This window comes from Gordonia sp. C13 (assembly GCF_023218005.1).
In the GTDB taxonomy this organism is placed as follows: Bacteria; Actinomycetota; Actinomycetes; order Mycobacteriales; family Mycobacteriaceae; genus Gordonia; species Gordonia namibiensis.
This window is the reverse complement of record NZ_JALPSY010000017.1, coordinates 88,491-107,670: the sequence shown is the minus strand read 5'-3', so window position 1 is coordinate 107,670 and position 19,180 is coordinate 88,491. Positions and strand designations below refer to the sequence as shown.

Genomic DNA, 19,180 nt, shown 5'->3' with positions numbered 1-19,180 from the left:
CCCGCTTCGCCGACCCTCGCGTCATCGAGGATGATGCACAGTTCGGGAATCCAGTCGCGATCGGCGGGGACGACGTCGTCGAGGTCGAGTCTCCGTAGGTCGTCGGCTGTGAACCACTGCAGATCGAGATGTTCAAGTGCGGCCGGGGTGCCGGCACGGAGGCGCGCGCGGTAGGCATGCAGGACCAGGCCGTTGGGCAGCGTCACCGGCTTGCCGACGGCGTCGCCGGCCTCGACCTCGGCGCCGAGTTCCTCGCGGATCTCCCGGGCGAGGGCGGCGGCATGGGTTTCGCCGGACTCGACCCGGCCGCCGGGGAGTTCCCACTTGCCGGCGAGTTCGACCGGATGCGCGCGCTGGGCGAGCAGCACCCGACCGGCGTCGACGACGGCCGCGGCGACCACGTCCTTCGGGCGGTCGTCGGTCTCTTCTGCCCCGCGTGCGGAACGGGTGGCGATCAGCCAGCCCATCATGACGAAGGTGGCGATCGTCCAGGCCGCGCCGAGTACGGCCTCGACGGCGGCGGGGGGCTCTGGGCCGTATTCGTTGAGGACGCGCAGGATCCACGGGATGCCGAGGCCGGCGACGACGAGCCACATACCGAGGATCGCGCGGGCACCGGGGCGTCGTGCGCCGGCGCCGTGGACCAGCCAGATACCCAGTGGGACGACCCAGACCCAGTGGTGGACCCAGGAGATCGGGGAGATCAGGAGACCGAAGAACTGCACGACGAGCAGGACGCCGAGGGCGTCGGAGACCGCGCGCCAGGTGAACACCACCACCACGGTGGCGACGACGACGCCGAGGAACCAGATCCAGCCGGTGCCGACGTCGAAACCGGCGAACCGGGACAGCGTCCCGCGCAGACTCTGGTTGATGACCGCCTCGACGGGACCGATCCGTTCGGCGTCGCCGAAAAGGGTGCCGTAGTAGGTCCGGGTGACCTCCGGGAAGAGCAGCAGGCAGCCGAGGACGGTGAAGACGAAGGCGAACGCCGCCGACAGTGCGCCCCATGGTTTGCGGACGGCGAGGTACCAGAGGCCGGTGATGGCCGGGGTGAGCTTGATGCCGGCCATCAGACCGATGAGCGCGCCGCCCGCGAGTACGCCGCGCTCGTTCGGCGACCCGTCGGCGCGGCGGGCCCAGGAGATCGCCAGCAGGGTGCCCAGCATGAGGAAGACGTTGATCTGGCCGTAGTCCAGGGTCACCCGGACGGGTTCACACCAGATCGCCGGTGCGGTCCACAGCGCGGCGAGCGCATGGACGTCGGTGCTGCGGCCGCACAGCCGGAGCGAGACGACCACGCACGCGTAGAGCGCGGCGAAGGTCGCGAGCTGCCAGCCGATCGCCACGACGTCCCACGGGACCAGCGACAGGGGATAGAGGACCACCGCCGCGAACGGCGGATAGGTGAAGGGGAGCGCGAAGTCGGTCTCACCGGAATAGGTGAACAAATAGAGCGACCCGTCGGCGAGACCCGCCGAACCGTCGCGGTAAACGTGCAGGTCCACGAAGTTCCTGCCGTTCACGGTCAGCGTGTCCCAGACGAGCCGCGCGATGATCGACGCCGCCAGGAAAGCGGTCGCCAGCACAGACCTGGAGCGCACGAATTACCAGGGTAGCCAGCAAAGTACGGCAATGGCCAAACGTGCGTCGCCCTGGCGCGTGGGCGGAACGGGTCGAGGGAGTCCGGCAAGTGCGCAATCGGCGTATGTGAATACTGTCCCCATGCGGTTCTTCTACGACTCGGAGTTCATCGAGGACGGAAACACCATCGAGCTGGTCTCGATCGGGGTCGTCGGCGAGGACGGCCGTGAGTTCTATGCGGTGTCCACCGAGTTCGACCCCGGCCGCGCCGGTGACTGGGTCCGGGCCAACGTGCTGCCCAAGCTTCCTTCGCCGTCGTCGCCGGTCTGGAAGGACCGTCGCCGGATTCGCGAGGACCTCCTCGAGTTCCTCACCGCGGACGGGACCGACATCGAGCTGTGGGCGTGGATCGGCGCCTACGACCACGTCGTCCTGTGCCAGATGTGGGGTCCGATGACCGCGCTGCCCCGACCGATCCCGCGTTTCACCCGCGAACTCCGCCAGCACTGGGAGGCCGCCGGGCGTCCCGCACTCCCGCCGGCACCGTCCGACGCCCATGACGCACTGAGCGACGCGCGGCACAACCTGCGTCGCTGGGAGGCGATCGAGAAGGCCCGTCTCGACTCGCGTGGCTGACCCGGCGTAACTCGCGGGGGAGTCTGCTTTACGCTGGACCAGTGGTGAACTGGACCGTAGACGTTCCTATCGACGAACTCCCCGAACTGCCGCCGCTGCCCGGTGGGCTCCAGGAGCGTTTCGACGACGCGATGAGCCGCCCCGCGCTGCAACAGCCGAGCTGGCCCGCCGAGGAAGCACGCAAGATCCGCACCGTCCTGGAGTCGGTGCCGCCGATCTGCATGCCCGCCGAGGTGCAGTCGCTGTCGGCGCAGCTGGCCGACGTGGCCGAGGGCCGCGCCTTCCTGCTGCAGGGCGGTGACTGCGCGGAGACCTTCGCCGACAACACCGAACCCCACATCAAGGCCAACATCCGCACGCTGCTGCAGATGGCCGTCGTCCTCACCTACGGCGCGAGTATGCCGGTGGTCAAGGTCGCGCGTATCGCCGGCCAGTACGCCAAGCCGCGGTCGTCGAACGTCGACGCCCTCGGTCTGCCGTCGTACCGCGGTGACATGGTCAACGGCTTCCCGGCCGACGAGGCCGTGCGCCAGCACGATCCCTCACGTCTGGTGCGCGCGTACGCGAATGCCGCCGCAGCCATGAACCTGGTCCGGGCACTGACCCAGGCCGAGGCAGACCTGCATCGCGTCCACGACTGGAACCGCGAGTTCGTGCGGACCTCGCCAGCGGGCGCCCGCTACGAGGCCCTGGCCTCCGAGATCGACCGCGGCCTGCGGTTCATGGACGCCTGCGGCGTCACCGACTCGAGCCTCCACTCGGCGTCGATCTTCGCCTCGCACGAAGCACTCGTCCTCGACTACGAGCGCGCCATGCTGCGCCTCGCCGACGCCCCGGACAAGGAGTCGCAGGAGAAGGTCCTCTACGACCTGTCCGCGCACTTCCTGTGGATCGGTGAGCGCACCCGACAGCTCGACGGCGCGCACATCGCCTTCGCCGAACTGATCAACAACCCGATCGGTGTGAAGATCGGCCCGACGACGACGCCCGAGCAGGCCGTCGAATACGTCGAGCGTCTCGACCCGCACAACGTCCCCGGCCGCCTGACCCTCGTCGCCCGCATGGGCAACGGCAAGGTGCGCGAGGTGCTCCCGGCGATCGTCGCCGCCGTCGAGGCGACCGGCCACAAGGTCATCTGGCAGTGCGACCCCATGCACGGCAACACCCACGAGGCGTCGACCGGCTTCAAGACGCGTCACTTCGACCGCATCGTCGACGAGGTGCAGGGCTTCTTCGAGGTCCACCGCGCACTCGGCAGCCACCCCGGTGGCGTGCACGTCGAGCTGACCGGCGAGGACGTCACCGAATGTCTCGGTGGCGCACAGGAGATCTCGGATCTCGACCTCGCCGGCCGCTACGAGACCGCCTGCGACCCGCGCCTCAACACCCAGCAGTCGCTGGAGCTGGCGTTCCTCGTCGCGGAGATGCTGCGCGGCTGACGGTTCGGCCTGGCGGCGAGGTGGTTTCGATACGCCTCGTCGCAGGCTCCTCGGCTACTCAACCAGCGGTCGGGGTACGCCTCGTCGCAGGCTCCTCGGCTACTCAACCAGCGGTCGGGGTACGCCTCGTCGCGGGCTCCTCGGCTACTCAACCAGCGGCCGGAGTACGCCTCGTCGCAGGCTCCTCGGCTACTCAACCAGCGGTCGGGATACGCCTCGTCGCAGGCTCCTCGGCTACTCAACCAGCGGTCGGGGTACGCCTCGTCGCAGGCTCCTCGGCTACCCGACCAGCGGTGCTCCGCCGTCCGTGTCGAGGTCAGCCGATCGTGAGATAGGTGCTGCCGACCCAGAACCCGGCGGCGCCGAGACCCACCGCGATCAGCAGCACCAGCAGAATCCACACGACCGCGCCCAGGCGCCCGCCCCCGATGAGTTCGGGTTCGAGCGGGTCCTGGTCGTGCGCGTCGACGGCGTCCCGGCGACGCGGAACCGGTCGGTCCTCCCGCCCGCGTGCCGCAGCGCGACCGTCGGCATCGCCGACCCCGGCGACCGGACGGATCGGCGCCGCGGGGGAGTCCGGCGACGACGATCCGGGTTCGTACGGTCCCGGTGCCGACTGGACCCGGGTGTCGTGGCCGATCGGGCCGGCGGCGCGGTAGCGCGACTTCATCTCCCGCTCCCGGGATCGCTTCGGTGCGGGCACCGTGAACGGCGGCAGGTCGAGGTCGTCGGCGACCGCGAGCAGAGCGTGCTGCATCTCGAAGCCGTCGGCGAATCGATCGGCCGGGTTCCGTTCGGTCGCGCGCAGCACGATCTCGTCGAACTCCGCAGGGACACCGGCGATCACGTCGCCCGGCGCGGGGACGTCGTAGGTGAGTCGCTGGTAGGCCAGCGACAGCGGTGAGTCGCCGTGGAAAGGGGTTCGGCCCGTGAGCAATTCGAACATCATCACGCCCATGGAGTAGACGTCGCTGCGGGCGTCGGCGTGGGTGGACTCGACCTGTTCGGGGGAGAGGTAGGCGGCGGTACCGAGGATGACGCTGGCCGAGGTGACCCCTGCTTCGGCGACGGCGCGCACGAGTCCGAAGTCGGCGACCTTGACCTCGCCGGCGTCGGAGATCAGCACGTTCTCGGGTTTGACGTCGCGATGGACCAGGCCCGCGGCGTGCGCGGTCCCGAGGCCGCCGAGCACGGGTTCGGCGACGGCGACCACCGCGTGCGGCGGCATCGGGCCACGTTCGCGGAGGAGTTCACGCAGGCTTCCGCCGTCGACGAGTTCCATGACCAGGAAGGCGATGCCGTTGTCGATGCCCTGGTCGTAGACCGCGACGAGACCCGGGTGCTTGAGGCCGGCGACCGCACGCGCCTCGAACTCGAAGCGGCGCAGGAACTGCGGGTCGCCCGAGTACCGGGAATCCATCACCTTGACCGCGACCTCGCGCCCGAGCCGGAGGTCGACGCCGAGGTAGACCGCCGACATTCCGCCCCTCGCGATGGGTGCGTCGATGCGGTACCGGTCTTCGAGGACGGTCCCGAGCATCGGGTCGACGGGGGCGTTCACCCCGCTGAATCTACCTGCAGGACCACGCCGTCGGGGTCATCGGCGCGTGTGAGCCGCCCCCGGTGTCGGGCGCGCGGAGAGCGGCGGTTTCATCGTGCCCGGGTGTACCGCTACGCTTCTTTCCGTGGGTTCCATTCCGTTGTCGCCTGACACCCTGTCCGCTGATGTCGAGATGCTGTCGGTCGACGAGGTCGCCGACCGGCTCGCGGTGTCCACCAACCGGGTGCGCACACTCATCCGCGACCACAACCTGCTCGCCGTGTCCCGCGGCGGGCATCCGGTCATCCCGGCGGTGTTCTTCGACGACGAGGGCGTGGTCAAACATTTCTACGGCCTGGTCGGGGTGCTGCTCGACGGCGGTTACACCCGCGACGAGGCGATGAACTGGTTGTTCACCGTGCAGGAGGACCTCGACCTCCACCCGGCCGCGGCGCTGCACACCGACTCCGCGCGCGAGGTCATCCGCCGGGCGCAGGCTCAGGCTTTCTGACCTCGTCCTCGCCGTCCGCCGGTTGATCCGGTGCCCTGGTACGTTCCGAACCCCAGGCCCACCGTCCGAAGCGGCCGAGCCGCAACGGGTCCGGACGGAGCAGCGACCAGGCGGCGAGTCCGGCGAGCAGGAACGCCAGCGTGAGCTCGACGGGCTTGTAGAAGACGATCGCATCATCGGGCTGGAAAACGATGAGCATGAACGTCGACACCCCGACCACGGTCGCGCGCGCCCACGGCGGAAGGGTGAACGCCACCGCGATCGCCAGCGCCCACGTGTAGTACCAGGGGAGCGTGGACGGTTCGAGCAGGAGCACGGCCAGCATCGCCCACGCCATACCGGCAACCGCATCCCTCTCGTCTCGACGGTGACGCCACCACAGCGCGACCAGCGTGACCGCGAGGACCACCGACCCGATCGCACGCGTGATCTCCAGTACCGGTTGAAGATTCAGTGCGACGAACGGTGCGGCGAGCAGCGTGACGACATGGGCGACGAAGGTCGGGATCGTGAACCAGTTGATGATCACATCGGCCCAGCCCAGACCCGTCAGCCAGCCGAACCCGAGGCCCACCAGCAGGGTCCACAATCCGAACACCGCGACCGAGATGCCGACGATCGCGGCGAAGACGCCGATGACATCGCGGGCGGTCGCGGGCCGGCGGGACCGTATGTGGGACAGCCAGATCCACAGCACGAACGGCACTGCTATCCCCGCGGTGATCTTGATCGACACCGCGAGCGCGAGTACCGCGGTACCGGCCACGTGGCGTCCGGTCACGACCAGGACGACACCGGTCGTCAGCACGCCGGCCATGAGGAGTTCGACGTGGGGTCCCGCGACGAGATGGATGAGGACCATCGGATTGAACAGCGCCAGCCACAGCCCCGCCTGGGGCGAGGCGCCGAAATGCCGTGCGAGCCGGGGGATCGCCCACAACGACAGGAAGAGCCCGGGTACGAGGACGAGTCGTACGGCGAGGATACCCGCGACGACGTGGTCGCCGGTGACCTCGGTCACGACGCGCAGCAGACCCATGGTGAACGGCCCGTACGGCGCGGTGGTGGTGGCCCAGACCGTCGCCATGCTGTCGACGAGCGGGCCCGGGTGGTGGGCCGGGCCGTCGGCGTAGGGGTTGAACCCGGCACCGAACACCGCCCCCTGCGCGAGGTAGGCATAGACGTCGCGGCTGTAGACCGGCACCGCCACGAGCAGCGGTGCCGCCCAGACGAGCAGCCACCGCTGCAGGGTCCGGACAGACGGGGAGTCCGTGGCGCCCCGGGCGATCCGACGCCCCAGCCGGACCCAGGCGAACACCATGGAGAAGACGCCGAGCCAGAAGAAGATGCCGAAGAGGTTCTTGCCGTGACCGTAGGTGATCCAGCTGAGTCCCAGATCGGCGAGTGTCGTGGTGTTGCGGGGCGGGTCGCCGACGCCGAAACTGCCGAGGCAGACCAGGATCGCGCCGACCGCGCCGATGATCAGATCGCCGCGTGCGGTCCGGTCACGGACGCCCGTGCGAGCGGCCGTCGGGGTCGATGCCTTCACGCCGGAGTTCACGCCTCGCGATGAGCGGTCCGGTGGGCGACCGCGGTGAGTTCGCTGCGGATGTCGGCGCCGATGTCGGCGGTGTCGAGTGCACCGAGAGCGGCGCCGAGGAGGTCGTCGATCTGCTTCTCCATCTCGCCGACCGCGCCGACGTCGACGAGAAGCCCTCGCGCGGCGCCCAGTTCGTTCTCGTCGAGCGGGCGTCCGATGTAGTCCCGCAAGCGGTTCCCGAGAGCGGGGTCGGAGTCGTCGGCGCGTCGCAGGGCGGTGGCCAGCAGGGCGGTGCGCTTGCCCGACACCAGGTCGTCACCCGAGGGCTTGCCCGTCCGTTCGGGGTCGCCGAAGACGCCGAGCTGGTCGTCGCGCAGCTGGAAAGCGATACCGAGGTCGTGCCCGATCTTCCGCAGCGTCGCGACCAGATCCTCCGACGCACCCGCGAGACGTGCGCCGAGTTCGAGCGGGCGGGCCACCGTGTAGGCGGCGGTCTTGAACTCCATCACGCGATAGGCCGCGGCGGCCGAGTCGTCACCGCTCGCCTCGTTGACGATGTCGAGGAACTGGCCGCCGAGCACCTCGGTGCGCATCGCGGCCCAGGTCGCGCCGACGGCGGGCGGGAGCGCCCGGTACTCGACGGTGCCCGCCGCGACCCCCGGCCGGTGATCGTGCACGAGGTCGTCGGCCCACGCGAGCGCGAGGTCGCCGGCGAGGATCGCGGCGGCCACCCCGTGGTCGGCTGCGTCGCCGGCCCAGGAGGCGGCGGCGTGCCGCGACTGGAAGACGCGATGCAGCGTCGGGTGCCCGCGCCGGGTGTCGGACTGATCGATGATGTCGTCGTGGATCAGGGCGCACGCCTGTACGAGCTCGAGGGCTGCGCCCACTCGCAGCGCGTCGCGGGCCTCACGACCGACGTTCGATGCCGGGTCGGCGTCGGCGCGACCCGATTCGGTCATGCCGCACCGCCATCCGGCGAAGGCGAAGACCGGCCGGATGCGCTTGCCGCCCTGCAGGACGAAGTCCCGGACCAGTTCGGCCGCGGTGCCGACCACCGGGGCGATCTCGGCCGCGGCGGGGACCGCGACGTCGAAGAAACTGCGCAATTCGGTCTCGACGGCCGCCGGGACCGCATCGAGCGAGGTCGGCGTGGGGGAGGCGGAGGTCACCCTGCCAGGCTATGCGAATCGCTCTCTACACTGTTCGGGTGACCCCAACCGCTCCGGCACCCTCGATCGTCGAACGCCTGTCCGCCCCGCACCGTGGACCGGTGCCGTTCTCCGTCGAGTTCATGCCCCCGCGCGACGCCGAAGGCGAGGCCCGGCTGTGGCGGGCGGTGCGGATCTTCGAGCGGTTGTCTCCGGCGTTCGTGTCGATGACCTACGGCGCCGGCGGTTCGACGCGCGACCGCACGGTTCGTATCACCGGCGAACTCGCCGCCCAGACCACGCTGCTGCCCGTGGCGCACCTGACCGCGGTCAACCACAGCATCGCCGAGCTGCGTGCACTCGTCGGCGCCTATGCCGATCAGGGCATCGCCAACATCCTCGCGCTGCGCGGCGACCCGCCGGGTGATCCCCTCGGGGAGTGGATCGCCCATCCCGAGGGCGTCGAGTACGCCGAGGAACTGGTCCATCTCATCGACACCCTCGGCGACTTCCACGTCGGCGTGGCGTCGTTCCCGGAGGGTCACCACCGTGCCCCCGACCTCGAGCACGACACCCGCAACCTGGTGAACAAGCTGCGCGCGGGCGCCGAGTACTCGATCACCCAGATGTTCTTCGATGTCGAGGACTACCTCCGCCTCCGTGACCGGGTGCAGGCCGCCGATCCGGAGCAGGGTGCCAAGCCGATCATCCCCGGCATCATGCCGGTGACCTCGCTGGCCAGCATCAAGCGCATGGCCGAGCTGTCGGGTTCGGTGATCCCGCCCACCGTGATCGAGCGGTTCACCAAGGCCGCCGGTGACGGTCCAGAGGAGGATCGTGCCTCGGTTCGCGCCGTCGGTATCGACTTCGCCACCGAGACCGCCGAACGGCTCATCGCCGAGGGCGCACCGTGCCTGCATTTCTGCAGCCTCAACTTCGCGAAGGCGACCTCAGAGGTGCTCGGCCGCCTCGGCGTGGACGTCGACGCCGCGCTGCACGTCCCCGCCTGACGCCGACCGGGTCCTAGCTGTCCTTGGGCGCGGCCGAGGCCTTCGGGTCGGCGGCCGCCGAAAGGCCCTCACCCGACAGGGTCGACGGCGCGGTGTTGGTGGCGACCGGTCGTCCCGGGCGCGGGCCGCGGTACCGCTTCGCATAGGCGAGCCGCGCGATGACAAGCACCGCGATCAGACAAACGATCGCGACGAACCAGGACCAGCTGCTGACCGCTGCGGTCGCGGGATCCGGGTAGGTGGCGTCCGCGGTGAAGTCCGACGGTTCGCCCGGAGCCGGGGTCCAGGTGACCGTCGACTCGCCGACCTGGTCACCGTTGGTCGCCGTCACCGGTCCGCCGAAGGTGACCGTCAGCTGGACGAAGTCGCGACCAGGGATGAGCTCGGACAGGTCGGTGTCACCGCGGAATCGGACCACCTCGCCGCTGCGCTTGGCGGTGAGATCCATCGTCAGCGAGGTCTCACCGTAGGCGTCGGCGATGATGTCACCGAGTTGGCCGAACTGGCCTGCGGTGAGATCGGAGAAACTCGCGCGGCTGCCCACACGGGTGACGGCCTCCTCGGGCTTGCCGCCCCCGGCACCCTTGTCGTCACCGTCGGCGGCGTCCGACTCCTCCTCGGGCGTCTCCTTGTACTCGGTCACCGAGACCTGCCCCATCATCGACTCGGGGAGATCCAGCTGCGGGGCGCCACGGGGATTGTCCGGGGACGTCGCGACGATGACACTGCCCGAATACCGATCGCCCACCGTCGTCGAACGCTCCAGGCAACCGGCCATCAGCGGCGACAGGAGGAGAGCCACGACCGCCACCGCCACCGGCATCAGCCGGCGGTGTCGGGACTGACCGCGGGAGGACTTCGGTGCACCCTGCTCGGGATTCGACAATCGCACGCTGCTCATCGTGCCAGACACTCAGCCGAAGAGACGTCTCCGACGCTCAGCCGAACAGACGTCTCCCACGTAGGGCGGCGTGGGCGGCGATGTAACCGCTCGCGCCCGTCACCCCGCCGCCCGGATGCGTCGACGCCCCGGCCAGGAACAGCCCGTCGGCGCCGGGGACGCGATGGCCCGCCAGATCCGGGGTCGGTCGCCACATGAACATCTGGTCGATCGACATCTCGACATGCATGATGTTGCCGCCGATGAGCCCCAGTTCGGACTCGAGATCCTCGGGGGTCTGGATGTACCGGTGGGCGATGGACTCGGCGAAACCCGGTGCGTGACGGTCGACTTCGTCGCAGACCGCCGCGGCCGCCTGCGCACCCAGGGTCGACCAGTCGCCCCCGGCGTCGCTTGCGAGCCGGTACGGATGCCACTGCGCCCACAGGTTGATCGCGTGCCTGCCCTCCGGGGCGAGGCTGGGGTCGATCGCCGAGAAGCTCATCGCCACCACGGCGGGCCGCGGAGGCAGGGAACCCACCGCGGCGGCGGCGTGCGCGCGGACCAGGTGTGCGCGGTCGGTGACCAGCAGACCGAGGGCCGAGTGGACGCCGTGGGCGGGCAGGTCGTCGGGCAGGTCGCGGTAGGCGGGTAGCGCGGTCGTGCCGAGGCGCACCGCCATCCCGATCCCGCTGCCGACGACGATGTCGCGCCGCCAGCGCTCGATGGTCCCGGCGTCGAAACCGCCCGCCGCCAACAGGTCCAGGGTCGCCAGGACATGGCAGGCGTTGATCACCGTGGGCGTGCACCGATGCTCACCGGATTCGGTCTGCACCCGCCAGTGGTCACCGCATCGGGTGATCGAGACCGCCGGGTCCCCGCACACGATCCGGCCGCCGTCGGCGCCGATGCGGTGGACGAGCGCATCGGTCAGCGCACCGCTGCCGCCGATCGCCCGACCGGGCGGGATGAGATGCATCAGCGCGGCGAACCCGACCATCGGCGCGGTGCCGGGCGCGCTCATCGGCGGCCCCGACTGCGCGCCGAACCAGGCGAGCCCGGCCTTCAGCTGTTCGGAGTCGAAGTAGCGGTCGAGGAGCGAGTCGCCGGACGTCATGAGTTCGGCGGTGAGATTCATCATCGCGCCGCTGCGGCGTCCGACCAGGCCGGTGCGTTCGGTGGTGGCCGTCGACCCGAGACCGGCGAACGCCCGCCCGAACTGTCCCATCGACGCGGGTCGATAGAAGGCGTCCATGACGGCCCGCGCCCGCGGCGTCCAGGTCTCGACGAACTGCCGATATGCCGCGGCATCCGCTGCGCCGCATGCTCGTTCGATGGAGACGCAGGTCGCGTCGAGATCGGTGCGAAAGACGATCGCCGGCGCCGTGTCGGTCGCCGGCACGAAAGCCCAGGGGTCGCAGTCGACGTAGCGGAGTCCGTGCGAGGCGAGGTCGAGGTCGTCGAGAACGGGGGAGTGCCGGATCATCAGGTGCGCCGAGGAACCGCGATCGATGCGGTACCCGGGGAAACGTTCGACGGTCGACACCGCCCCGCCGGGGATGTCATCGCGCTCGAAGACCTCCACGTCGCGTCCGGCCTTCGTCAGGTAGGCCGCGGCGATGAGGCCGTTGTGGCCGCCGCCGACGACAACCGCGTCGCGCCGCTCCCCGTGCCCGCTCATGCGTGTTCCGTGTCGTGCGCTGTCGTCGTTGTCTGTGCCACGCCCTCCATCATCCAGATTGCGGAGGACCGGGGTGCGGCGGTTGCAGGTTCAGCGGCAGCGGACGGCCGAGGAACGCGAACGGGCGAGGATCGCCGGTGAAGGTGAAATGCCGGAGCACATCCGAGAAACCCATCCGCCGATACAGCGACCAGGCCCGGTTCTGCTCGGCGGGGATCTCCGGCGTCGACAGCAGCACATGGCGTTCGGGTCGCTCGGCGAGCAGCCGCGCCAACAGCAACTGCCCGATGCCGCGACCCTGTGCGGTGGGGTGGACGTGGAGCTCGGTCAGCTCGAAGTAGTCCCGGGCGATCATCTCGATGTCCGCGGGGGAGCGTCCCGTCTGTCGCAGCCCGAGCCGGAGTTGCTGGTTCCACCACTGACCGGTCGCGCCGGTGTAGCCGTAGGCGATGCCGACCAGGACGTCGTCGGGCCCGGTGCCCACCGGCGGTCCGACCCGGCGCCGGGACGTCGGCATCGACTGCGCCTCGTGCGGGGGCAGGGTGGCGACCGCGCCGATCGCACGCCAGCCCGGCCGGGCGATGTGTTCACGCCACAGCGACGCGCGGTGCACCTCGGTCCCGCGGGGATACCCCATCGCGGTCACGTAGACGTCGAGAGCGGGCTCCAGCCACACGCGGGAGTCCTGCCCACTGAGGTTCACCAGACGGATCGTCAACGTCGGATCGCCTCCGGGTCCACCGAGCGGGCCCGCACCGCCCCGGCCATGCGCTCTCCGACCATCTGGTGTGACTGTCCTCTCGGTACGGCAGACTCCGCGGAATCCGGTCGCGGGAGTCGGTGTTGAAGAAGGATGCGGGCGCGGCCCACGCCTTGAAGAGACGCGCACCGCTAGCTATATTGAACGTGTCGAACGGGTGTTCGATGAATGTGCCTCCGCAAGCTGTTCGCGTTCATCCCGACGACATGACGGTCCGGTGGCGGACGAGGGAAGCGTCTGCCACCGGATACCGTCGCCAGCGAGTGAGGAGGATGCCATGCCCGGACGGCCCACATCCCGCCGGTCCGCCCCCGTCGACCCGGTGATGGTCGGACGTGCGCGCGATCTTCTCCAGCGTGCCCATCTCCTCCTCGACAACGCCGACGGTGTCTCCGACGACGCCGAGCGCTTCCGGCAGTTCTATCTCGTCGCCCTCCGTGCGGCCGGCGCCGCGATCGCCATCGGCGAGCCGGCCGGCCCCGCCCGCCGCAAGACGTCGAACGCCTGGACCCGTATCGGTGTGGTCGCTCCCGAACTCGCTCCGCTGGCCGCGCGCTTCGCCACGCTGTCGCCCATCCGGATGAAGATCGAGTCGGGGATCATCCGAACGCTCGACCCCGACAGTGTTGCCGGCATGCGACTCCTCGTCCTCGACTTCCTCCGGCAGGTCGAGACCTTGGTCATCGCTTACGAGCAAGGCAAATTCGGGACAAAGGACCCCCAAATCGGGCGAACTGCGTGAGGCCGGACACAGTTTCGGTGTTCCGTTGTCGTTCCGGTATGTGCATCCGGGCCCACAACAGCGAGTAATGGTGGTCGCGGCTGATTTCACCTCGTATCATGGGAGAATAAGGCGCAGACGCCTCACCGGTCGCGGTTGACCGTCGTCGGCGTCGCGGATCAGGGAGAAGGAGGGTCGGTGCCACTTTCGGAGCACGAGCAACGCATGCTCGAACAGATCGAGAGCGCTCTGTACGCGGAAGACCCCAAGTTCGCGTCCAGTGTCAAGCGTCGTCGGCTGGGTAAGTCGAGTGGCCGTCGTCGCCTGCAGGCGGTGGCGGTCTTCGTCGTCGGCCTCGTGATGCTCGTCGGCGGTCTCATCGTCAAGATCGACATCGGGGGCTTCCCGATCGTCAGCCTCCTCGGCTTCCTGGTGATGTTCGGTGCCGGCCTCTTCGCCCTCTGGGGTGACGACCTCGCCGACTCCGCGACGGGCGCGCCGCGCGCGGGAGGCAAAAAGCAGTCCGGGCCCTCCGGCTCCAAGCGCAAGCTGTCGGAGCGGATGGAAGAACGATTCAACCGTCGGTTCGAGCAGGAGTAGACCTCCGGCCGGCCTGACGGCCACGACTCTTCAGAGAGCCGCGCACCCCAGGGGGGGGCGCGGCTCTTTTGTTGGTGCGGCTCGGCTCTGTACCCGTGATTTCGACGCGCTGTCGACCGTGTCCCACCGTCACCCATTCCCTGGCCCCCACCTTCCCCCACCGGCGTTCCCCACCTTCCCCCACCGGGGTTCCCCACTTTGCCCCACCTGGTGAGAACTGCTGGTCGCATCGGCACCTGAAGCCTCAAAGGACTCGTCTGTCACACCATCGATGGACACAGCGACACGCGTCAGCGCACGAGACGCGCACGAAGCGTCAGAAGTTTCACCCGCTTGAACTGGGAATTTGCTGTCAGGTGGAGTCCGTGTGGGCTTCTGGGGTGGAAAGTGGAGGAAAGTGGGGTACTGTGGCAGCACTGGGTGAGGCGATCCGGAGCGCGGAACCCAGGGGCAGGAGGTGTCGACATGTCTGTGCGATTCGTCGGCACCTACACGCCCAAATTGGACGACAAAGGGCGACTCACGTTGCCCGCCAAGTTCCGCGATGCACTGGCAGGAGGGGTAGTGGTCACCAAAGGCCAAGACCACAGCTTGTCGGTGTATCGGACCGAAGAGTTCGATGCGATCGCGGCGAGGATCGTCGAGGCGTCACGTAACGACCCTGACCTGCGTGCGTTTCAGCGGACCTTCTTCGCCGGTTCGGAAGAACAGCGACCGGACGGCCAGGGCAGGATCAGCCTGTCCTCCGACCATCGCGTCTACGCGGGACTGTCCAAGGAGTGCGTGGTGTTCGGCAGCTTCGATCACCTCGAGATCTGGGATTCGGCCGCATGGGACGAGTACCAGTCGCAGCACGAGGAGAACTTCTCGGCAGCCAACTCGGCCGCGTTGAACGCGGTCTTGTAGCCGAGAGGGGACGGGGCGAAGCGGTACTCGGGCTTCGGATGGCACGAGGCCCCGATCCGGTCCGACCCTGGCGTACTTCCCCAACGCCAGGTACGGAATCGGATCGGGACCTCGCTCCATCCGGGGCGCGGCCCGACGGTGATGCACCGTCCGCCCGCGACATCACACTCCTCCGATCAGTCCTTCGCACCGAAACGCCGACTCTGCCGACCGACATGGCCGACACGCCGATGGGGGCCCTCCGTGGATGACACTGGTGACGACACTCGCCGCTCCGGCGAGTTCGGCCACATCCCCGTCATGGGTCGGCGCATCGTCGAATTGCTCACCCCGGCACTGGAATCAGAAGACCGGCGGGTCTTCCTGGACGCGACGCTGGGTGCCGGTGGACACAGCGAACTCATCCTGAACACCTTCCCCAACGTGCACCTCGTCGGTATCGATCGCGACGCCTCCGCGCTGGACATCGCGCGGCGCCGACTCGAACCGCACGCGGACCGGATCTCGCTGCACCAGGCCACCTTCCACGAGATCGCCGACGTCCTCGACGATGCCGGTGAGGAAGTCATCGACGCCGCCCTGTTCGACCTCGGCGTCTCGTCGATGCAGCTCGACCAGGCCGGCCGCGGTTTCGCCTACTCGGTCGACGCGCCCCTGGACATGCGGATGAACTCCGACGACCCGCTGACCGCGGCGGACGTCCTCAACACCTACGGCCACGGCGAATTGGCCCGTGTGCTCTCCGAATACGGGGAAGAGCGCTTCGCCGGCAAGATCGCCTCGGCGGTCCTGCGCGAGCGCGAGAAGGAACCGTTCACGACGAGTGCGCGCCTCGTCGAACTGCTCTATGCCACCATCCCGGCCGCGACCCGACGGACCGGCGGCCACCCGGCCAAACGCACCTTCCAGGCCCTGCGCATCGAGGTCAACCACGAACTCGACGTCCTGCGTGAGGCGTTGCCGACTGCGCTGTCGGTGCTCACCGTCGGCGGCCGAGTCGCGGTGATGAGCTACCAGTCCCTCGAGGACCGGATCGTCAAGCGGGAGTTCGCAGCCCGCACGACTTCGACCTCGCCGCCCGGCCTGCCCGTCGAGTTGCCCGGCACCGCCGCGGAGTTCCGCCTCGTGACCCGCGGCGCCGAGCGTCCCGACGACGAAGAACTGACCATCAATCCGCGATCGGCACCGGTGCGAGTCCGGGCGGTCGAACGAGTCGAGAAGAAGGGCTGATCATGACGATCCTGCACGACGCCCCTCGTCATCCCGGCTCCGGCCGTTCCGACGACAAGCGTTCCGGCTCAGGTCGTTCCGGCTCAGGTCGTTCCGATGCGGGACGGTCCGACACAGATCGGAGCAGCCGTCGGTCACGGCGCGCACGCATCGAGTCCGAGCGCGCGACCCGTTCGCGGGCGGCCCAACGCGCACTGGACCGCCGTCACAAGCGCATGGCCACCGGCGCGGTCGCACCGCGCGCAACCCGCGGCGCGGGTCTGTCGATGTCCGGTGTCTCGCTGCGAGAACGGTTGCAGCACACACCTTTCGTGGTCCCCGTCATCGCATTGCTGGTGCTGGGCCTCGGTCTGAGCCTGTGGCTGTCCACCAAATCGGCCCAGGACTCCTACAAGCTCGGTATCGAGCGGACCGAGAACCAGTCGCTCATCGACCAGCGGGATGCGCTCAAGCGGACCTACGAATCCGGCAACTCGGCTCCGGAACTGTCCCGGGAAGCAACGCGTCTCGGCATGATCCCGTCGGACAACCCGGCACGGATGATCGTCGACGACCCGCGCCGGCCCCGCATCGTCGGGAAACCCGCACCGGCATCGGGGAAGCCGATGGCCGACCTCAACCCCGAGCTGAAGCCCGACCCCACCGAGACCATCGACCCGCGCAAGGTGGACGACTCGATCGGCCTCGGCGGCGGCGCGGTCGGCGCACCGAACCCGCCGGCGCAGCAGACCCCGGATCAGCAGGCCCCGGCCCCGTCGACCCCGGGACAGGCCGGGCCGTCGCCATCGCCGCAACCCGCTCCGGCTCAACCCGATCCGGCTCCCGGGCAGGGGGAGCCTTCGCCGCCGACCGAGTCGGGGGCCGCGCCCGCACCCTCGAGCCCGATCCCGGCGCCGAATGTCGTGCCCCGGACGTGAGGTGGCCGCGGGTCGTAAGGGTTGTCACAGTGCACCCATCGATCTGCAACCCGCCGACGCCAAATCCCTGTCACGACCTTGAAGCGGTGAACAATTGACGACCATGACACGTGCGACCTTCGAGCGACTCGGCCACGCGCCGTCTCGCCCGGGACGTCGCCCGGGCCAGGGATCCCGCGCGACCGCAGGCGGCCCGGGTGGCCGCGGACCGGGAAAGGGTGGTCCCCGGAACAGCGGGGGACTGCACAGCTTCGGGTTCCGGACCAAGGTGTTCGGGGTCGCCGTGCTGCTCGTGGTCCTCGCGGTCGCGGGGAAGATGATCGTCGTCCACACCATCCAGGCCGGGTCCATCTCGGCCGAGGCCGCCCAGCAGCGCGAGTACACGCAGGTCCTGACGGCCAAGCGTGGTTCCATCCTCGACCGCAACGGTCGCCCGCTGGCCTACACCGACGAGGCCCGGTCACTGACGTTCCTGCCCAAGGCGGTTCGCAAGTCGATCGACGAGGAGCACCGCAAGAACGACGAACTGCCCGGCGTCGACGAGCGTCTCAAGGAGATCGCCAAGGGCGTCTCGATGGCACTCGGCGGCTCGATCAGCGAAGAGGACCTCCTCGCCAAGATCACCGGCGACGAGCCCTTCGTGTACCTCGCACGGGCCGTGAGCCCCGACGTCGCCAAGCGCATCACCGAGGAGTTCCCCGAGGTGGGCGCCGACCCGGAGAGTATCCGGCTCTATCCCGGTGGTTCGCTGGCGGCCAACGTCATCGGTGACGTCAACTACGACGGCAACGGTCTCATCGGCCTCGAGGCCTCCCTCGACGCGATCCTGTCCGGCACCGACGGTTCCCGTACCTACGACCGCGGATCGGACGGCGCGATCATCCCGGGCAGCACCCGCAACGTGCACCCGGCGATCAATGGTTCCACCGTCCGTCTGACCCTGGACTCCGACACCCAGTGGTTCGTCCAGAGCCAGGTCATGAAGGCCAAGCAGGCCTCCGGTGCGAAGGGTGCCTCGGCGGTCGTGCTGGACGCCCGGACCGGCGAGGTGCTGGCGATGGCGAACGACGGCACCTTCAACGCGTCGCTCCCGCTGTCGGATCAGCCGAAGGCCGAACTCGGCAACCCGTCGGTCACCTCCCCGTTCGAGCCCGGCTCGGTCAACAAGCTCGTCGCGGCCGCCGCCGCCATCGAATACGGCCTCACCCGGCCGGACACGGTCCACCAGGTCCCCGGCAGCATCCAGATGTCCGGCGTCACGGTCCGCGACGCCTGGGAGCACGGCGTCGAGCCGTACACGACCACCGGCATCTTCGGTAAGTCGTCGAACGTGGGCACGCTGATGCTCGCCAAGCGCATCGGTGAGGAACGCTTCGCCGACATGCTCAAGCGATTCGGGCTCGGCCAGCGCACCGGCGTCGGTCTCCCGGCCGAGAGTGCCGGCGAGGTCCCCGCACTGAGCCAGTGGTCGGGCGGTTCCTTCGCCAACCTGCCCATTGGACAGGGTCTTTCGATGACGCTCCTGCAGATGACCGCGATGTACCAGGCGATCGCCAACGACGGCCTGCGCATCCCGCCGCGGATTCTCGCCGGCGAGGAGCGCGACGGTAGTACCTCGGAGGGGCGTGCTCGCCCCGAACCGGTCCGCGTCGTCAGCGAGGAGACCGCCCGGACGGTCCGCGACATGTTCCGCTCGGTGGTGCAGGACGATCCGATGGGCGTGCAGATGGGTACCGGCACCAAGGCGGCCGTCAGCGGTTACCAGGTCTCCGGCAAGACCGGTACCGCTCAGCAGGTCGATCCGTCGTGCGGCTGCTACTCGAACTCGCGCTACAACATCACGTTCGCCGGGATCGCCCCGGCCGACGCCCCGCGCTATGTCATCGGGATCATGCTCGACAACCCGCGCCGCAGCTCCGACGGCACCGGGGGACAGTCCGCCGGGCCGCTCTTCTCGACCATCGCGTCGTGGATGCTCCAGCGCGCCCAGGTCCCGCTCTCTCCGCCGACCCCGAGGCTGACCCTCACCGCGAAGTGATTCCGACCCGGTGGTCGGCGCACCGCGTCCCGGACGCCG

The 19,180-nt window shown here is 69.2% G+C and carries 17 protein-coding genes; 10 read left to right on the top strand and 7 right to left on the bottom strand.

Annotated features, from left to right (window positions below; all coding sequences use genetic code 11):
- A partial coding sequence (locus M1L58_RS14575) for a glycosyltransferase 87 family protein (RefSeq protein WP_308221818.1) occupies nucleotides 1–1,589 on the bottom strand: 1,589 nt, incomplete at its 3' end.
- A gap of 136 nt (nucleotides 1,590–1,725) precedes the next feature.
- On the opposite strand from M1L58_RS14575, the gene M1L58_RS14570 reads away from it, so the two are divergent.
- On the top strand, nucleotides 1,726–2,220 hold the full coding sequence (locus tag M1L58_RS14570; protein ID WP_006868125.1) for a polyadenylate-specific 3'-exoribonuclease AS: 495 nt from the start codon (nucleotides 1,726–1,728) through the stop codon (nucleotides 2,218–2,220).
- Nucleotides 2,221–2,261: 41 nt separating this feature from the next.
- The gene (locus M1L58_RS14565) at nucleotides 2,262–3,659 is read left to right on the top strand and encodes a class II 3-deoxy-7-phosphoheptulonate synthase (protein WP_006868126.1); all 1,398 of its coding nucleotides are present in this window, start codon (nucleotides 2,262–2,264) and stop codon (nucleotides 3,657–3,659) included.
- A 316-nt stretch (nucleotides 3,660–3,975) separates the two neighbouring features.
- Here the strand turns inward: M1L58_RS14565 and M1L58_RS14560 are convergent, their stop codons facing one another.
- The gene (locus M1L58_RS14560; RefSeq protein ID WP_006868127.1) at nucleotides 3,976–5,220 is read right to left on the bottom strand and encodes a protein kinase domain-containing protein; all 1,245 of its coding nucleotides are present in this window, start codon (nucleotides 5,218–5,220) and stop codon (nucleotides 3,976–3,978) included.
- Between the two features lie 124 nt (nucleotides 5,221–5,344).
- Between M1L58_RS14560 and M1L58_RS14555 the strand changes: the two genes are divergently transcribed.
- Complete coding sequence (locus M1L58_RS14555; protein WP_005200101.1) at nucleotides 5,345–5,710, top strand: Rv2175c family DNA-binding protein; 366 nt, start codon at nucleotides 5,345–5,347, stop codon at nucleotides 5,708–5,710.
- On the opposite strand, the gene M1L58_RS14550 is transcribed toward M1L58_RS14555, so the two are convergent.
- Entirely contained in the window at nucleotides 5,679–7,271 is a 1,593-nt protein-coding gene (locus tag M1L58_RS14550; RefSeq protein ID WP_374112729.1) for an alpha-(1->6)-mannopyranosyltransferase A, read from the bottom strand. The two genes, M1L58_RS14555 and M1L58_RS14550, sit on opposite strands and share 32 nt — an antisense overlap.
- Nucleotides 7,268–8,419, bottom strand: coding sequence for a polyprenyl synthetase family protein (locus tag M1L58_RS14545; RefSeq protein ID WP_143931878.1), 1,152 nt, complete (start codon nucleotides 8,417–8,419; stop codon nucleotides 7,268–7,270). The genes M1L58_RS14550 and M1L58_RS14545 overlap by 4 nt, the downstream gene beginning before the upstream one ends.
- An 11-nt stretch (nucleotides 8,420–8,430) precedes the next feature.
- On the opposite strand from M1L58_RS14545, the gene M1L58_RS14540 reads away from it, so the two are divergent.
- Nucleotides 8,431–9,408 (top strand): methylenetetrahydrofolate reductase, encoded by a 978-nt coding sequence (locus tag M1L58_RS14540; protein ID WP_006868131.1) that lies wholly within the window; start codon nucleotides 8,431–8,433, stop codon nucleotides 9,406–9,408.
- 13 nt (nucleotides 9,409–9,421) lie between these two features.
- On the opposite strand, the gene M1L58_RS14535 is transcribed toward M1L58_RS14540, so the two are convergent.
- Genes M1L58_RS14535 through M1L58_RS14525 form a run of 3 tightly spaced genes read right to left on the bottom strand, consistent with a single transcriptional unit; the run spans nucleotide 9,422 to nucleotide 12,687 of the window.
- Nucleotides 9,422–10,309, bottom strand: coding sequence for an LppM family (lipo)protein (locus tag M1L58_RS14535; RefSeq protein WP_248659417.1), 888 nt, complete (start codon nucleotides 10,307–10,309; stop codon nucleotides 9,422–9,424).
- A 37-nt stretch (nucleotides 10,310–10,346) separates the two neighbouring features.
- Nucleotides 10,347–11,969, bottom strand: coding sequence for a phytoene desaturase family protein (locus tag M1L58_RS14530; RefSeq protein WP_248659416.1), 1,623 nt, complete (start codon nucleotides 11,967–11,969; stop codon nucleotides 10,347–10,349).
- A gap of 49 nt (nucleotides 11,970–12,018) precedes the next feature.
- Nucleotides 12,019–12,687, bottom strand: coding sequence for a GNAT family N-acetyltransferase (locus M1L58_RS14525; RefSeq protein WP_248659415.1), 669 nt, complete (start codon nucleotides 12,685–12,687; stop codon nucleotides 12,019–12,021).
- 319 nt (nucleotides 12,688–13,006) lie between these two features.
- Here M1L58_RS14525 and M1L58_RS14520 point away from each other — a divergent pair, with 319 nt between their 5' ends.
- The 6 genes from M1L58_RS14520 (at nucleotide 13,007) to M1L58_RS14495 (ending at nucleotide 19,141) form a co-directional block, all read left to right on the top strand.
- Nucleotides 13,007–13,471, top strand: a complete 465-nt coding sequence (locus M1L58_RS14520; RefSeq protein WP_248659414.1) for an SAV_6107 family HEPN domain-containing protein — start codon at nucleotides 13,007–13,009, stop codon at nucleotides 13,469–13,471.
- Between the two features lie 177 nt (nucleotides 13,472–13,648).
- Nucleotides 13,649–14,050: a DUF3040 domain-containing protein gene (locus M1L58_RS14515; RefSeq protein WP_006868136.1), complete on the top strand. Its 402-nt coding sequence runs from the start codon at nucleotides 13,649–13,651 to the stop codon at nucleotides 14,048–14,050.
- A 465-nt stretch (nucleotides 14,051–14,515) separates the two neighbouring features.
- Nucleotides 14,516–14,956, top strand: coding sequence for a division/cell wall cluster transcriptional repressor MraZ (mraZ, locus tag M1L58_RS14510; RefSeq protein ID WP_006434990.1), 441 nt, complete (start codon nucleotides 14,516–14,518; stop codon nucleotides 14,954–14,956).
- Between the two features lie 243 nt (nucleotides 14,957–15,199).
- Nucleotides 15,200–16,186, top strand: coding sequence for a 16S rRNA (cytosine(1402)-N(4))-methyltransferase RsmH (gene rsmH, locus M1L58_RS14505; protein WP_248659413.1), 987 nt, complete (start codon nucleotides 15,200–15,202; stop codon nucleotides 16,184–16,186).
- 2 nt (nucleotides 16,187–16,188) lie between these two features.
- A complete protein-coding gene (locus M1L58_RS14500; RefSeq protein WP_248659412.1) occupies nucleotides 16,189–17,103 on the top strand; it encodes a hypothetical protein in 915 nt (304 codons plus the stop codon).
- A gap of 103 nt (nucleotides 17,104–17,206) precedes the next feature.
- Nucleotides 17,207–19,141: a peptidoglycan D,D-transpeptidase FtsI family protein gene (locus tag M1L58_RS14495; protein ID WP_248659411.1), complete on the top strand. Its 1,935-nt coding sequence runs from the start codon at nucleotides 17,207–17,209 to the stop codon at nucleotides 19,139–19,141.
- Nucleotides 19,142–19,180 lie beyond the last annotated feature (39 nt).